14 protein-coding genes are annotated in these 13,795 nt (G+C 71.2%); 8 read left to right on the forward strand and 6 right to left on the reverse strand.

The features are described from left to right. Positions 1-87: 87 nt before the first annotated feature. Positions 88-1,296 carry a helix-turn-helix domain-containing protein gene (locus tag C503_RS0111225; protein WP_018682301.1) on the reverse strand — a complete coding sequence of 403 codons (1,209 nt, stop codon included), beginning with the start codon at positions 1,294-1,296 and terminating at the stop codon, positions 88-90. Next, positions 1,296-1,598, reverse strand: coding sequence for a putative quinol monooxygenase (locus C503_RS0111230; protein WP_018682302.1), 303 nt, complete (start codon positions 1,596-1,598; stop codon positions 1,296-1,298). The genes C503_RS0111225 and C503_RS0111230 overlap by 1 nt, the downstream gene beginning before the upstream one ends. A gap of 143 nt (positions 1,599-1,741) precedes the next feature. On the opposite strand from C503_RS0111230, the gene C503_RS0111235 reads away from it, so the two are divergent. Next, positions 1,742-2,182, forward strand: coding sequence for a GNAT family N-acetyltransferase (locus C503_RS0111235; RefSeq protein ID WP_018682303.1), 441 nt, complete (start codon positions 1,742-1,744; stop codon positions 2,180-2,182). Positions 2,183-2,228: 46 nt separating this feature from the next. On the opposite strand, the gene sodN is transcribed toward C503_RS0111235, so the two are convergent. Then, positions 2,229-2,636 carry a superoxide dismutase, Ni gene (gene sodN, locus C503_RS0111240; protein WP_018682304.1) on the reverse strand — a complete coding sequence of 136 codons (408 nt, stop codon included), beginning with the start codon at positions 2,634-2,636 and terminating at the stop codon, positions 2,229-2,231. An 83-nt stretch (positions 2,637-2,719) separates the two neighbouring features. On the opposite strand from sodN, the gene C503_RS0111245 reads away from it, so the two are divergent. Next, complete coding sequence (locus C503_RS0111245; protein WP_018682305.1) at positions 2,720-3,031, forward strand: S26 family signal peptidase; 312 nt, start codon at positions 2,720-2,722, stop codon at positions 3,029-3,031. Here the strand turns inward: C503_RS0111245 and C503_RS0111250 are convergent, their stop codons facing one another. Continuing rightward, entirely contained in the window at positions 3,032-3,634 is a 603-nt protein-coding gene (locus C503_RS0111250) for a dTDP-4-dehydrorhamnose 3,5-epimerase family protein (protein WP_018682306.1), read from the reverse strand. 451 nt (positions 3,635-4,085) lie between these two features. On the opposite strand from C503_RS0111250, the gene C503_RS0111255 reads away from it, so the two are divergent. Both C503_RS0111255 and C503_RS0111260 read left to right on the forward strand, forming a co-directional pair. Next, positions 4,086-5,279 carry an NAD(P)-dependent malic enzyme gene (locus tag C503_RS0111255; protein ID WP_018682307.1) on the forward strand — a complete coding sequence of 398 codons (1,194 nt, stop codon included), beginning with the start codon at positions 4,086-4,088 and terminating at the stop codon, positions 5,277-5,279. A 66-nt stretch (positions 5,280-5,345) separates the two neighbouring features. Continuing rightward, entirely contained in the window at positions 5,346-7,904 is a 2,559-nt protein-coding gene (locus C503_RS0111260; RefSeq protein ID WP_018682308.1) for a sensor domain-containing protein, read from the forward strand. On the opposite strand, the gene C503_RS0111265 is transcribed toward C503_RS0111260, so the two are convergent. Next, on the reverse strand, positions 7,872-8,621 hold the full coding sequence (locus tag C503_RS0111265) for a class I SAM-dependent methyltransferase (RefSeq protein WP_026316171.1): 750 nt from the start codon (positions 8,619-8,621) through the stop codon (positions 7,872-7,874). The genes C503_RS0111260 and C503_RS0111265 overlap by 33 nt on opposite strands. A gap of 54 nt (positions 8,622-8,675) precedes the next feature. After that, the gene (locus tag C503_RS0111270; protein WP_018682310.1) at positions 8,676-10,175 is read right to left on the reverse strand and encodes a bis-aminopropyl spermidine synthase family protein; all 1,500 of its coding nucleotides are present in this window, start codon (positions 10,173-10,175) and stop codon (positions 8,676-8,678) included. Positions 10,176-10,345: 170 nt separating this feature from the next. On the opposite strand from C503_RS0111270, the gene C503_RS0111275 reads away from it, so the two are divergent. From C503_RS0111275 to C503_RS0111290, 4 genes are read left to right on the forward strand one after another with little or no spacing between them, the layout of a single operon-like run. Continuing rightward, the gene (locus tag C503_RS0111275) at positions 10,346-11,476 is read left to right on the forward strand and encodes an ABC transporter ATP-binding protein (protein ID WP_018682311.1); all 1,131 of its coding nucleotides are present in this window, start codon (positions 10,346-10,348) and stop codon (positions 11,474-11,476) included. After that, entirely contained in the window at positions 11,473-12,114 is a 642-nt protein-coding gene (locus C503_RS0111280; RefSeq protein ID WP_018682312.1) for an ABC transporter permease, read from the forward strand. Before C503_RS0111275 ends, C503_RS0111280 begins: the two co-directional genes overlap by 4 nt. Further along, on the forward strand, positions 12,111-12,812 hold the full coding sequence (locus C503_RS0111285; RefSeq protein ID WP_018682313.1) for an ABC transporter permease: 702 nt from the start codon (positions 12,111-12,113) through the stop codon (positions 12,810-12,812). Before C503_RS0111280 ends, C503_RS0111285 begins: the two co-directional genes overlap by 4 nt. 34 nt (positions 12,813-12,846) lie before the next feature. Then, positions 12,847-13,782 carry an ABC transporter substrate-binding protein gene (locus C503_RS0111290; protein ID WP_018682314.1) on the forward strand — a complete coding sequence of 312 codons (936 nt, stop codon included), beginning with the start codon at positions 12,847-12,849 and terminating at the stop codon, positions 13,780-13,782. Positions 13,783-13,795: the final 13 nt, after the last annotated feature.

Raw genomic sequence — 13,795 nt, forward strand, 5'->3', positions numbered from 1 at the left:
AACCGGGGAGAGTTCCCCACGCAGAACAAGCTACCCACACGCGAAGTATTTGTCAACACTTCGAGTGTGGGTATCGCACAAAAAGTGTCAGTTGCTTTCCTGGTTGATCGACCGCGCGAGTTCTGCCAGGTCGGCGTGCACCGGGTCGACGCGCAGCGCGTCGGCAAGAACCTCGTGGACCGCCGGGTGGTTCCGAACCTGCTCCGGTGCGATCCGCAGCGCCTCCCGCAGAGCGGCGGCCACCGCGTCCGGGGAGCGGCGCTGGTTATGGGCTCGGGCGAGGTCGATCAGCAGTCGGGCTCGTCGTTCCGGGGAGAGAGCGGACGTGTCGGCCTTGGCTGCCACGCGGAGGGCCCGGCCCGCGTCGCCGAGTTCCACCGCGATGTGGACGTCGTGGAGCAGTACGTTGGTCGGCCCGAACTCGGTGTTGTAGTCGTTGCGGTCGGCTTCGAGGCCGCGGGCCGACTCCGCCGCGTGGTCGAGATACCGGTACGCGTCCTCGTCCTCGTTGCCCCGCGCGGAGGCGACGGCGAGTTGCAGGTACAGCGCGCCGGTCAGCGCGATCGCGGGTTCCGAGCCCGACGCGGCCAGGCCGGTGAGGGCGTCGATCGTGGTTGTCGCGGTGCGCTTGGCCTGGTCGAACCTGCGGGCGCCCTGGAACGCGATGGCCAGTCGGAAAGCGCCCGCCGCCATGAGGAGTGGATCGCCCGCGTCCGCTGCGGCGGAGATGGCCCGGTCCGCCGCCACCCACGCCGCACCGGTCTCGCCGAGTTTCGACAGGACAGCCGCGGCCGACTGGTACACCTTCGCCTTGGCGACCGATAGTCGACGCCGGACCGCGCCGGATGTCTTCCGGGTCGCGTGCTCAAGTTCCGGGATCAACGTGTCGAGGAGTTCGCTCAGGTCCTCGTACCGAGATCCATGCGCGTGATCCCAAGCCTGTTCAGCGCTCTGGCTCAACCGCTCGACGTCCACAGACGACACATCCGACAGCACCGCGTGCAGCGCGTCGCTCGCACACAAGGTCAAGCTCAACGACGTCGCGGCCTTCGGCCGGTGCACGGCCGCCACCACGTTCGCCTCCGGCGCCAACTCGGCGAGGTCGATCTCCAGCGCCGTCGCGACCGTTTCCAGCACCGACATCCGGTCGATCCGGCGAGCGCCCCGCTCGACCTGACTGACCCAGCTCTCGGACCGGTCGATGATCTTTCCCAACTGCCCCTGGGTGAGCCCACGCTTGCCGCGGTGGAAGGCGATGCGCCGACCGAGCGCCCGCTCGTCGCCGAGGGCGGACATCAAACCCCCTTGCCGGACAAGGACTCCAGGAACTCCACCCGGAAGTCGCTCAGGTACTGCTCCCGCTCGGCCAGGAACCGCTTGGTGTGCGGCTGCCGCTCGTGCTCCTCGAACGCCGCCTTGTCCGCATACACCTCGTAGAACACCCGCGACAGCGGGGCATCGGCGACGTCGTGCACCGTGTACACCAGCGTCCCGGGTTCATCGGCGACGATCTCGGGCAGCGTCTCGGCCACGAGTGCGTCGAACCCCCGCGCGGCCTGCTCATCCCGCAAGTCGAACCGCACCACCAGAGCCCACATCGCGTCTCCCATCGAGGTAGCACCAATAGGTCGAGGTAGCACCAATAGTACGTGCCGGTAACCCGGGTGCGGCAGGCGCCGGATCGCCCGACAGGCTCCCTACACTGGATGGCTACCGCTTACCCGAGTAGTCAGGAGAACTCGTGGAGATCCGGCAGGCCCGTTGCGCCGATGCCGATGCGGTGGCCGAGTTGCTCGTCACGCTCGGCTATCCCGACAACACCGCGGCAAGCGTGCACCGCCGACTAGAGCTGTGGTCGCAGGCCGCAGGCTCCGCCGTGTTGGTCGCCGAGTCGGCGGGTGATGTCGTCGGTGTTGTCGCGGTGACAGCGGTGCTGCGGTTCGAGCAGGAAGGCAGTATCGGCCGGATCGTGGCGTTGGTGGTGGACGGCAGCCTGCGCGGGGCGGGGATCGGGCGGGGGCTGGTCGCCGCGGCTGAAGCAGCGGCGCGGGAGATGGGGTGCTCGGCCATGGAGGTCACCAGTTCGAGGCATCGGACCGAGGCGCACGCCTTCTACCGGGCGCTGGGCTACCAGGACTGGTGCGATCGAAAGGCGCGGTTCGTGCGCGAGCTGGGTGCATAAAGAGAACGGCGCGCATCCCAGGGGATACGCGCCGTTCAGGAGAAGGTCAGGCCTTCTTCGTCTCCCAGAAGATCGTGTCGATCTCGGCGATCAGGTCGAGCAGGGCCTGGCCGGTGGCCGGGTCCATCGAGCCCTTCGTACCGCTGGCACCCGCGGCCTTGGTGGCGCGGTTGAACAGGTCGTGCAGCTGGGGGTACTTCTCGAAGTGCGGCGCCTTGAAGTAGTCGGTCCAGAGCACCCACAGGTGGTGCTTGACCAGTTCGCTGCGCTGTTCGGCGATCAGGATGGCCCGGGTGCGGAACTCGGGGTCCTCATTGTCCTGGTACTTCTGCTGGACGGCCTTGACCGACTCGGCCTCGATGCGCGCCTGGGCGGGGTCGTACACACCGCACGGAAGGTCGCAGTGCGCGGTGGCCTCCAGGCGCGGGGTGAAGAAGCGCGACAACAGCCGCATTGTTCCTCCATGGCAAGCGGGATGCTCCGACGAAATCGACCCTACTCCGGGCATGCTGGAGGGGCAGGCGGAGGTGATCGGGAATGAACGCCCTTGGCTGGTGGCCGGTGCGGCGGGTGCGGGTGCGGGGGGTGTCGATGGCACCGACGTTGACCGAGGGGGACGACGTGGTCGCCGTACGGCGAAGGCCCGTCGTCGGGGACGTCGTGCTGGTCACGTGGGATGCGCGGCCGGGGCAGCTGTCGGTGAAACGGGCGGTTCGAGTGAACGGCGGGGGGTGGCACGTGGAGGGGGACAACCCGGGCTGGTCGACCGACTCACGGGAGCTGGGGCCCGCCCGGGTGCACGCGGTGATCAGGTGGCGGCTACGGCCGCGCCCGAGGCGTATCCGATAGTCAGCTCGACCGGAGCTTCTCGTACCAGGCCTGGCAGTCGGCGTAGCTCGGGAGCAGGCCCGCGGCCTCCGCCTCGGCCAGCGACGGGGCCGACGTGTCCTTTTCGGACATCAACGGCTCCAGGTCGGGGGCCCAGGGCAGCGCCAGGGTCGGGTCCAGCGGGTTGATGCCGTGCTCGGCGGACGGGTTGTAGCCGGTGGAGCACAGGTAGGAGATCACCGTGTCCTCCGCCAGCGCGACGAAGCCGTGGCCGACGCCCTCCGGCACGTAGACCGCGCGGAAGTCGACCGGGTCCAGGCGGACCACGTCCCAGGTGCCGAAGGTGGGCGAGCCGACCCGGATGTCGACCACGAAGTCGAGCAGCGCCCCCTGCGGGCAGTAGACGTACTTCGCCTGGCCGGGCGGCGTGTCGGCGAAGTGCAGACCGCGGATGGAGCCGCGTCGGGAGCGGCTGTGGTTGGTCTGCGCCACGGTCAGCGGGTGGCCGACCGCCTTGGCGAACACCTCGCCCTGGAACGGGGAGGCGAACACGCCGCGGGAGTCCGGGAAGACCCGCGGGGTGAACTCGAAGACATCGGGGACCTTGAGCTCTCTGGCCTGCATGCCGGTAAGGGTAGGGGCCCGGTTCCCGGTCGGCGGGGTTCGGACCGGCGCACAACTGAGCCAGGCTCGTTTTGTCGGTCACGCTGCGGAAATGTTAGCCGGCGCTAGCACGGCCGCCAGCAAACCGGACGGACGTCTTGGGAAACCGGCTCTGACCTGCGGAAAAAGGGGTGGACGATGTGATCCCCACCGCAGACACTCGAAGTCCGCAGCCGGCAGACTGTGACCCACCGGAGTAACCCAAGCCACACTCCAGCAACCCGGGAGCGGTGGCCCCGATGATCGACAGCGGCGGCGCCGGACGGCCCGCCGACGCACGCGGACGTCGCACGTCCCGGCCGCGCACCCGAGCCACGGGTGTCGCGCGCCCGTGCCGCCGCGCCCCCACCCGACCCCGTGCGGCGCCCGAGCGCGCCCTGGGAACGGGTACCAGGACCAGGAGGACCGCTAAGTGACCGCCCTGAACGAGCATTCGACCACGGACCGCGTCGGTCCCGTCACCGACGACGAGATCTTCGCCGCGCACGAGGGCGGCAAGCTCGGCATCGGCGTCACCCGACCGCTGGCCGACCCGCGCGCGCTCGCCATCGCCTACACCCCTGGGGTGGCCAAGGTCAGCCGCGCGATCGCCGCCGACGCGGCGCTGGCCGACCGCTACACCTGGGCGTCCCGGCTGGTCGCGGTGGTCTCCGACGGCACCGCCGTGCTCGGCCTCGGCGATATCGGCGCGGCCGCGTCGCTGCCGGTGATGGAGGGCAAGGCGGCGCTGTTCAAGACCTTCGGTGGGCTCGACTCCATCCCGCTGGTGCTGGACACCACGGACGTGGACGAGATCGTGGAGACCCTGGTACGGCTGCGACCCAGCTTCGGCGCGGTGAACCTGGAGGACGTTTCCGCGCCGCGCTGCTTCGAGCTGGAGGCGCGGCTGATCGAGGCGCTGGACTGCCCGGTCATGCACGACGACCAGCACGGCACCGCGATCGTGCTGCTGGCCGCGCTGCGTGGTGCCAACAAGGTGCTCGCCAAGGACATCGCCGACCAGCGCGTGGTGATCGCGGGGGCGGGCGCGGCCGGCGTGGCCTGCGCGAAGATCCTGCTGGCCGCGGGCGTCGGGGACGTGACCCTGCTGGACTCGCGCGGCATCATCCACCCCGGCCGCGACCACCTGAACCCGGTGAAGGCCGAGCTGGCCGAGGTCACCAACACCGCGGGCCTGCGCGGCGGACCGGCCGAGGCGCTGCGCGGCGCGGACGTGTTCGTCGGGCTGTCGGCTGGCACGGTGCCGGAGGAACTGGTGGCGTCGATGGCCGACGGGTCGATCGTGTTCGCGCTGTCGAACCCCGACCCGGAGATCCACCCGGACGTGGCGGCCCGGCACGCGGCGATCGTGGCCACCGGCCGCAGCGACTTCCCCAACCAGATCAACAACGTGCTGGCCTTCCCCGGCGTGTTCCGCGGCGCGCTGGACGCGGGCGCGCGCCGGATCACCGAGCGGATGAAGCTGGCCGCGGCCGACGCGATCGTCGCGGTGGCCGAGGACGACCTGGGCCCGGACAAGATCGTGCCGAGCGCGCTGGACCCGCGGGTCGCGCCCGAGGTCGCGGCGGCGGTTGCACGGGTGGCGACGGAGGACGGGGTAGCCTGAGACCGGCGGGATGCTCGGCGGCGGCAGCGGCCCCACCCGCCTACTTTCGGGTGGAGGGAACGCGCCGTGGCCGAGCATGTCGTGCGCGCCGGACTACCCCGGGTCGGGCTGCCGCCCGGCGGGTTCGAGGTCGACGCAGGCCGGGTGTTGACGCCGGACCCGGTCGGACCGGAGATCGTCCACGCGGACGACGACCCGGCGGCGGAGCGCGCCCTGCTGCTGGAGGCCCAGCGGATCGCCCGGATGGGCAGCTGGACGCTGGACGTACGCACCGGCAAGGCCTACCTCTCCGACGGCCTGCGCGGCCTGTGCGGGCTGCCCGCGCGCAGCGCCCTGTCGGACCTGCTCGCCCTGGTCCACCCGGACGACCTGCCGGTGCTCGACGACTTCCAGCTGCGCCTGCGTGCCCAGCGCTCCACCCAGCCGCTGGAGCTGGAGGTGCGCGACGACACCGGTGAACGCGCCTACCTGGTGCGCGCCCGGCCCGAGTTCGACGCGGGCGGCACGGTCGTGCGGGTGCACGGCACGGTCCAGGACTTCACCCGGTTCCGCGCGCTGGAGCGCCAGCTCAGCCAGGACGGCAGGCTGTTCCGCGAGGCTCAGCGGGTGGCCCGGCTGGGCACCTGGGAGTGGAACACGATCACCGGCGCATGCCTGTGGTCGTCCATGCTCTACGAGCTGTGCGGCCTGGAGCAGGGCGCGCACATCACCTACCCGGACTACCTGCAGCTGGTGCACCCGGACGACCGGGTGTGGGTGGACCAGCGCTGGCAGGAGCTGGCGAGCACGCGCAGGCCGGTGGAGTGCGAGCACCGGGTGATCCGCCCGGACGGCAAGCGCCGGGTGTTCCGGGTGCGCGGCGAGGTGGCCGGGCCGGAGGGCGACCGGCACGTGATGATCGGGACCGCGCAGGACGTCACCGAGCAGCGGTCCACCGAGACCAGGATGCAGCGCTCCAGCAAGCGGTTCACCGACCTGGTGGCGATCACCCCGGTCGGCATCGCGCTGTTCGACGACCACGAGCGCCTGGTCGACGCGAACGACGCGCTGTGCTCGCTGCTGGGCATGGAGCTGGAGCGGCTGCGCGGCAGGACCGCCGACCAGCTGACCCACCCGGACGACCGGGACAGCAGGCGCGGCCGCGACGGGCACCCGTTCCACAACGGTCAGCGGGTGTTGGCGACCGCGTCCGGCAAACCGGTCTACTGCGAGCTCAACGCCACGGTGTCGGTCGCCGACGACGGGCAGCGGTTCTGGCTGGTGGTGTTCGCGGACGTGACCGACCGCAGGCGCGCCGCCGAACGCCTGCGCTACCAGGCCACGCACGACGAGCTGACCGGACTGCCCGGCCGCGCGGCGGTGAAGGAGCTGTTGGGCGAGCTGCTCGGCGGCCGCGACTACGCCCGGATCGCGCTGCTGTTCTGCGATGTGGACAACTTCAAGCGGGTCAACGACTCGCTCGGCCACGATGTCGGCGACGAGCTGATCCAGGCGCTGGCCAGGAGGCTGGAGCGCGGACTGCCGCCGAGCTGCACCGTGGCCCGGATGTCCGGCGACGAGTACGTGATCATCTGCTCGGACGTCGAGGAGGCGGGCGGCGTGGAGGCGCTGGCCAACCAGGTCGCCGGTCTGCTGCGCACGGCGGTACCGGTGCGCGACCAGCTGTTGCGGGTGTCGGCCTGCATCGGCGCGGCGGTGCCGAGCGGCCCGGAGACCACCGGCGCCGACCTGCTGCGCTACGCGGACGCGGCGATGTTCGCGGCCAAGGAACGCGGCACCGGGCGGGTGTCGCTGGCCAGCGACAAGCTGATCGCCTCGGCCAACAGCCAGATGCTGCTGGAGGGCCAGCTGCGCGAGGCGATCGCGCACGACCAGCTGGTGCTGCACTACCAGCCGGTGGTCGGCCCGGACGGCACGGTGCTCTCGGCGGAGGCGCTGGTGCGCTGGCCGCACCCGGAACGCGGCCTGCTCTACCCCGGCGAGTTCCTGCCGGTCGCCGAGCAGGGCGACATGCTGGCCGAACTGGACCGCTGGGTGCTGCGCACGGCGTTCACCGAGGCCGCCGAGTGGCCGCAGCTGTGCGGCGGCATCCTGGGCGGCGGGGTCGGCATCGCGGTGAACCTGTCCGGCCTGGTGCCCGGCGACCCGGAGTTCGTGGACGTGGTGTCCGCCTCGGTGGCCGCGACCGGGATCGCCTGGGACCGGGTGGTGCTGGAACTGGTGGAGACCAGCCTGATCGACCTGCCCTCGCGCAGCCGCGAGGCCATGGGCGAGCTGGTCGAGCGAGGCGTGCGGTTCGCGGTCGACGACTTCGGCACCGGCTACTCGTCGCTGGCGCGGCTGAAGGAGCTGCCCGCGCAGATCATCAAGATCGACCGCCGGTTCGTGTCCGGTGTGGCCACCGACGCCTCGGACTTCGCGGTGGCCCGCGCGTTGGTCGACATGGCGCGCGCGATGGGCCGCAGCTGTGTGGCCGAGGGCGTGGAGAACGCGACCCAGTTCCACGTTCTGCGCGGGGTGGGTGTGGACGCGTACCAGGGGTGGCTGATGTCGAAACCGGTGCCCGCGCGTGAGTTTCGGGAGATCCTGAGGCTAGGGCCGGTGCATATCCCCAGTGGGGCTTGAGATCCGCTCGGCGATGAACACGAACTCCCTGCCCGGCCGGTCCGGCGCCTCGCGCACATCGACCACCCGGTAGCCGCGCGCGGTCAGGCTCGCGCGCAGCTCGTCCTCGTCGCGGAACCGGAGCCGGGAGTCCTCGGTGCGGGTTTCGCCGTCGGGGAAGTGGTAGGTGTGTCGGAAGGACACGAACGGGAGGGCGACCTCGGTGACGTCCAGGATCTCCCGCACCGCGCCGATCCCTGGGATGTCCAGGGTCACCGGTTCGGACTTCGCCCAGTCCACCCAGGCTTTCCGTGCGGGGCGTCGGGTCTCGAACACGAGATGGCCGCCCGGTCGGAGGCGGGCGTGGATGGCGTCGAGGGTGTGGTGCCAGGACTCGTCGGACCCGAAGACCTGCGCGACGTTCCCGGTCATCACGGCCAGATCGGCGGCCATGTCCGGGGCGGCGTCGACACCGCCGACCACCCAGGTGATCTTCCCGGCGTGCTCCTTGGTCCGCGCGACCGCCACCGACGCGCCGGACGGGTCGACGCCGACGACCTCGATCCCGCGCTCGGCCAACCGGACCGCCAGACAGCCGGTGCCGCAACCGATGTCGAGCACCCGCCGCGCACCCAGCTCCTCGATGATGCCGAGGTAGGCCGGGAGGTCGTGGCGCTCGCCGTCGAACGCGTCGTAGATCCGGGCCAGCCGGGGATCGGTGATGACCATGTCGGGCACCCCTCGACCGTAGCCACGGCCACGGCGACCGGCCACCGGATTTCCGCGTGATGTTCAGGAAGTCTGCGCCGCCTGCAGGATGGCGCGGATCCGGCTCATCGGGAGGTCGATCAGGCGTTGGTCCAGATCGGCCGCGGGGGCCAGTTCGGCCACCTGTGAGCGGGCCTCGCGTTTGGTCAGGGTGCCGCCCGCGGCCGCGATCAGGGCTTCGCGCCAGACGTTGGCGAGTTTGCCGTGGACGCGGGTGAGCAGGGCAGTGCGGACATTTCCGGTGGGGGTGGGTTCGGCGAGGACCACAGCGTGACGACCGTCGGCGATGCTGCGGTGGAAGGTCAGGGAGTACTTGTCGGCGACCAGTTCGCGCAGGGCGGTCTGGCCGCGCTGGTCGCTGATGTCCGCGTGGTTGTTGGGCACCAACGCGCCGACGGGACCGGTCATGGGGCCCGCCAACAGGACCCGGGCCAGCCACGAGCCCGGATCGGCCATCAGGTCGTACGCCACCGGTCCGGACGTGCGTGCCGGTTCGGTCCAGGCGGGGGCGGATGCGGCGGGGGCGCCGGTGAGCCGGAGGAGTTCGGCGGTGGCGTCGGGTGCGGTGCCGACCGACTCGACCGACTGCGGGCCGTGTGTGTAGATGCCGGAGACCACCTCGCGCACCGCCGACTCGGCGAGGCGGGACGAGCGGGCCGTCTGTTGCAGCACGTACAGGTCGCTGGCGCTGCCGACGGCCTGGGCGCCGTGGTAGCGGTTGAAGTTCGGCAGCACGGCCTCGAAGACCAGGCCAAGGCGGAGGATCTCCTGTTGCACCTTCCAGCCGAGCGCGGGCGTGCGCGGGCTGTACCCGTAGGCCACCACGACGCGGCCTTCCGGGTCGCGCAGGGACTCGACCGCGCGGGCGAGGAACAGGCGGATGCCCTCGGGGGTGTAGGGCGGGTCGGTGAAGACGAGGTCGGCGCAGCCCACCGCGGCCGGGGGCAGGGCGACCCGGAAGTCGGCGTGCAGGCACTGGATGTCCAGGCCGCGGGCGCGGGCGACCCGGTCGACGTAGTCCAGCAGCCGGTCGTCCACGTCCACGACCGTGGCGGACAGCTCGGGCCGCCGGGTGCACGCGGCCAGCGCGGTCAGGTCGTGGTCGCCGACGCAGAGCAGGCGGGCGCCGGGCAGGTGGTAGGTCTCGTCCAGCCAGCGGGCGCGGCGCAGCATGGTGTCGACGTCGGCCTGGACGTGGTCCAGCGCACGCAGCGGGGTGGGCACGTCCGTGAGATACGCCTCGAAAACCGGGCGCAGCACACCGTCCGAGATGTCCGGTGGGCTCGCCGCCAGCGCGCGGTAGGTGTCCACGGTGGACACCGGCAGCCGCCATGAGCCGGACTCGGGTTCGGCGTCCCGGCCCAGCGCGGAGATCAGTTCCTCGACCGTGCGGCGGGGCAGCGCGGTGGCCCTGACCAGCTCGTCCAGCGACCGCGGGGCGGCGCACAGCAGGTCGAGCGCGGTGCGCAGTGGGCGGGCGTGCACGCCCGCGGCGGTCAGCAGTTCGGTCACGGAGGCGGCCACAAGCCGATTAGCCTAGGAGAACGCTCCGTGTCGGCCGGAACTGCCCGGGTGACCGGGCGCGAACAGGCACTTTCCGGTCACATGCTGGAACACGCTGCCACTGTCAGCCATTCGGGTTAGGGTCGGCCGATCAACGGCTGACCAGAGCCGTCTCGAACCGAGGGGCCCGAGTGATCGAGTTCCAGGCCGTGACCAAGCGCTACGACGACGGCACGGTGGCGGTGGACAACCTCGACCTGACCATCGCGGACGGGGGCATCACCGTGCTGGTGGGGCCGTCCGGCTGCGGTAAGACGACCTCGCTGCGGATGATCAACCGGATGGTCGAGGCGACCTCCGGGACCATCCTGCTCGACGGCCAGGACGTGCACGCGCAGCGTCCGGCCACGCTCCGCCGCGGCATCGGTTACGTGATCCAGAACGCCGGGCTGTTCCCGCACCGCACCGTGCTGGACAACGTGGCCACCGTGCCGATGCTGCTGGGCGCCAAGAAGGCGGCCGCGCGCGAGCGCGCCACCGAGCTGCTGGCCACCGTGGGGCTGCCCGCGGAGCTGGCGAAGCGGTATCCGGCGCAGCTGTCCGGCGGGCAGCAGCAACGGGTCGGGGTTGCCCGCGCGCTGGCCGCCGACCCGCCGGTGCTGCTGATGGACGAGCCGTTCAGCGCGGTCGACCCGGTGGTCCGCGACGACCTGCAGGACGAGCTGCTGCGGCTGCAGTCCGAGCTGGGCAAGACCATCGTGTTCGTCACGCACGACATCGACGAGGCCATCAAGATCGGCGACAAGGTCGCGGTGATGCGCGTGGGCGGTCGGCTGGCCCAGTACGACACGCCAGCCGCGCTGCTGGCCAACCCGGTCGACGACTTCGTGGCCGCGTTCGTCGGCCGCGACCGCGGCTACCGCGCGCTCGGTTTCCTGTCCGCGCACGGCGTCGAGGTGGCGCCGCTGGCCACGGTCGCGCTCGGCAGCCCGGTGGAGGCGGCGCGCGCGAAGCTGGACAGCGGCTGGGCGGCGGTGGTCGATGAGGCAGGCAAGCCGCTCGGCTGGGTGTCCGCGGCCGGTCTGTCCACTATGGAGGGATCGGTGCAGGCGGCGGACCTGGTCTCCGGCGGCTCGCTGTACGTGGCCGACACCGGCGGCCGGACCGGGTCGCTGCGCGCCGCGCTGGACGCCGCGCTCAGCTCCCCAGCCGCGCTCGGCGTCGCGGTCGACAGCGCGGGCGCGGTGGTCGGCTCGGTGTCCGCCGAGGCCGTGCTGGCCGCGCTCGCGGACGCCCGCAAGGCGGGCGAGGTGCCGTCGTGAGCTGGCTCGCGGACAACTTCCAGCGGCTGGCCGAGGTCAGCCTGGACCACCTGGGGCTGGCGATGGTGCCGGTCAGCGTGGGGCTGCTGATCTCGCTGCCGCTCGGCTGGCTGGCCAGCCGGTGGCGGCTCGCCCGGCGGATCCTGGTGCCGGTCACCGGCATCCTGTACGCGATCCCGTCGCTGGCGCTGTTCGTGATCATGCCGCTGGTGCTCGGCACGCAGATCCTGGACCCGGTCAACGTGCAGGCCGTGCTGACCATTTACACCGTCTCGCTGCTGGTCCGCGCGATCGCCGACACGCTCGACGCGGTACCGGAGTCGGTGCTCGCCGCCGCGTCCGCGATGGGCTACCGGCAGGCAGGCCGGTTCTTCGCGGTGCAACTGCCGCTCGCGGTGCCGGTGCTGGTCGCCGGGCTGCGGGTGGCGGCGGTGATGAACATGAGCCTGGTGGCCGTCGGCCAGCTGATCGGCGTCGGCGGCCTGGGCATCTTCCTGATCGACGGCGTGCAGCGCAGCAACTACGCCTCGATCATCGCGGGCATCGTGGCGATCGTGGTGCTGGCGCTGCTGGTCGACCGGCTGCTGGCCATCCTCGGCTGGGCGCTCACTCCATGGACCAGGGGGTCCCGCCGATGAACGTGTTCGAGGCCGTCTGGGACTGGCTGACCAACGGCGACAACTGGAAGACCACGCTGGGCATCATCGGCATCCCGCAGCGGCTCGGCGAGCACCTGGACTACAGCTGGCCGCCGCTGCTGATCGGGATCCTGCTGGCGATCCCGCTCGGCGCGCTCATCGGACACACCGGCCGCGGCGGCACGGTCGTCGTCAGCCTGGTCAACGTGTTCCGCGCGCTCCCGGAGCTGGGCCTGCTGGTGCTGCTGGTGCTGTCCATGGGCCTGCTGCTGGCCACCGAGGCACTCACCATCGTCTTGGTCGCAGTCGCCCTGCCGACGCTGCTCGCGGGCACCTACGCGGGCGTCCGCAACGTCGACCGCGCGGTGGTGGACGCGGCCCGGGGCATGGGCATGCGCGAGTGGGAGATCCTGGTCAAGGTGGAACTCCCCAACGCGCTCCCGCTGATCCTGGGCTCGGTCCGCGCCGCCGCCCTCCAGGTGATCGCCACCGCCAGCATCGCCGCCGCCGTCGCACTCGGCGGCCTCGGCCGGTTCGTGGTGGACGGCTTCGCCTTCCGCGAGTACCAACAGATGGCGGGCGGCGCGGTGCTCATCGCCGCGCTCGCGATCGTGGTGGAACTGCTGCTCTCCGCCGTCCAATGGCTCCTGGTCTCACCAGGCCTGCGGAAACCGCGGACGCGCTCCGGCGTCCGGTGAAAGAAGTTCGACAGATGATGAGGAGACACCTCCGATGAAACGCGTACTCGCGGGCGTGGCGACCACCCTGGCCGCCGCCCTGACCCTTACGGCGTGCGGGGGCTCGTCCGACCCGCTCACCACTCCCACCACCGGCGGCGGCGCCACCGGCACCACCACCCCGGCCGCCGCGGGCACCATCGTCGTCGGCTCGGCCAACTTCCCGGAGAGCACCCTCATCGCGGAGATCTACGCGGGCGCGCTGGAGTCGAAGGGGATCAAGGTCAGCCGCAAGCTGAACATCGGCAGCCGGGAGACGTACTACCTCGGCCTGCAGGACGGCTCGATCGACCTGATCCCCGAGTACACGGGAACCCTGCTGACCTACATCGACAAGCAGGCCAAGGCCACCGAGCCGGACGAGGTGTACACGGCGCTGCAGAAGGCGCTGCCCGCCGAGCTGACCGTGCTGGACAAGTCGGCGGCCGAGGACAAGGACGCCGTGGTGGTGAGCAAGGAGACCGCCACCAAGCTGAACCTGAAGTCGATCGAGGACCTGGCCAAGTCCGGCCCGGTCACCTTCGGCGGTCCGCCGGAGTTCCAGAAGCGGGCGGATGGCCTGCCCGGGTTGAAGGACACCTACAACCTGGAGATCAAGGAGTTCAAGCCGCTGGACGTGGGCGGCCCGCTGACGGTCGACGCGCTCAAGACGGGGGCCGTGCAGGCCGCCGACCTGTTCACCACGGACCCGGCCATCACCGCCAACGACTTCGTGGTGCTCCAGGACCCGAAGTCGAACTTCGCGGCGCAGAACGTGGTGGCGCTGGTGAACAAGAGCAAGGCCGACGACAATGTCAAGCAGGTCCTGAACGCCATCGCGGGCAAGCTGACCACGGCCACGCTGATCGAGCTGAACGGGAAGCTCTCGGCACCGGACAAGCCGGACGCGGCGAAGGTCGCGAAGGACTGGCTGGCGACCGCGGGCATCTGACCCCGGCGACCTG

This window comes from Actinokineospora enzanensis DSM 44649 (genome assembly GCF_000374445.1).
Taxonomy (GTDB): Bacteria; Actinomycetota; Actinomycetes; order Mycobacteriales; family Pseudonocardiaceae; genus Actinokineospora; species Actinokineospora enzanensis.

Coding starts and splice junctions, on each gene's coding strand:
- C503_RS0111225 (WP_018682301.1), bottom strand. CDS start 1,296: ATGTCCGCCCTCGGCGACGAGCGGGCGCTCGGTCGGCGCATCGCCTTC.
- C503_RS0111230 (WP_018682302.1), bottom strand. CDS start 1,598: ATGTGGGCTCTGGTGGTGCGGTTCGACTTGCGGGATGAGCAGGCCGCG.
- sodN (WP_018682304.1), bottom strand. CDS start 2,636: ATGCGGCTGTTGTCGCGCTTCTTCACCCCGCGCCTGGAGGCCACCGCG.
- C503_RS0111245 (WP_018682305.1), top strand. CDS start 2,720: ATGAACGCCCTTGGCTGGTGGCCGGTGCGGCGGGTGCGGGTGCGGGGG.
- C503_RS0111250 (WP_018682306.1), bottom strand. CDS start 3,634: ATGCAGGCCAGAGAGCTCAAGGTCCCCGATGTCTTCGAGTTCACCCCG.
- C503_RS0111285 (WP_018682313.1), top strand. CDS start 12,111: ATGAACGTGTTCGAGGCCGTCTGGGACTGGCTGACCAACGGCGACAAC.
- C503_RS0111290 (WP_018682314.1), top strand. CDS start 12,847: ATGAAACGCGTACTCGCGGGCGTGGCGACCACCCTGGCCGCCGCCCTG.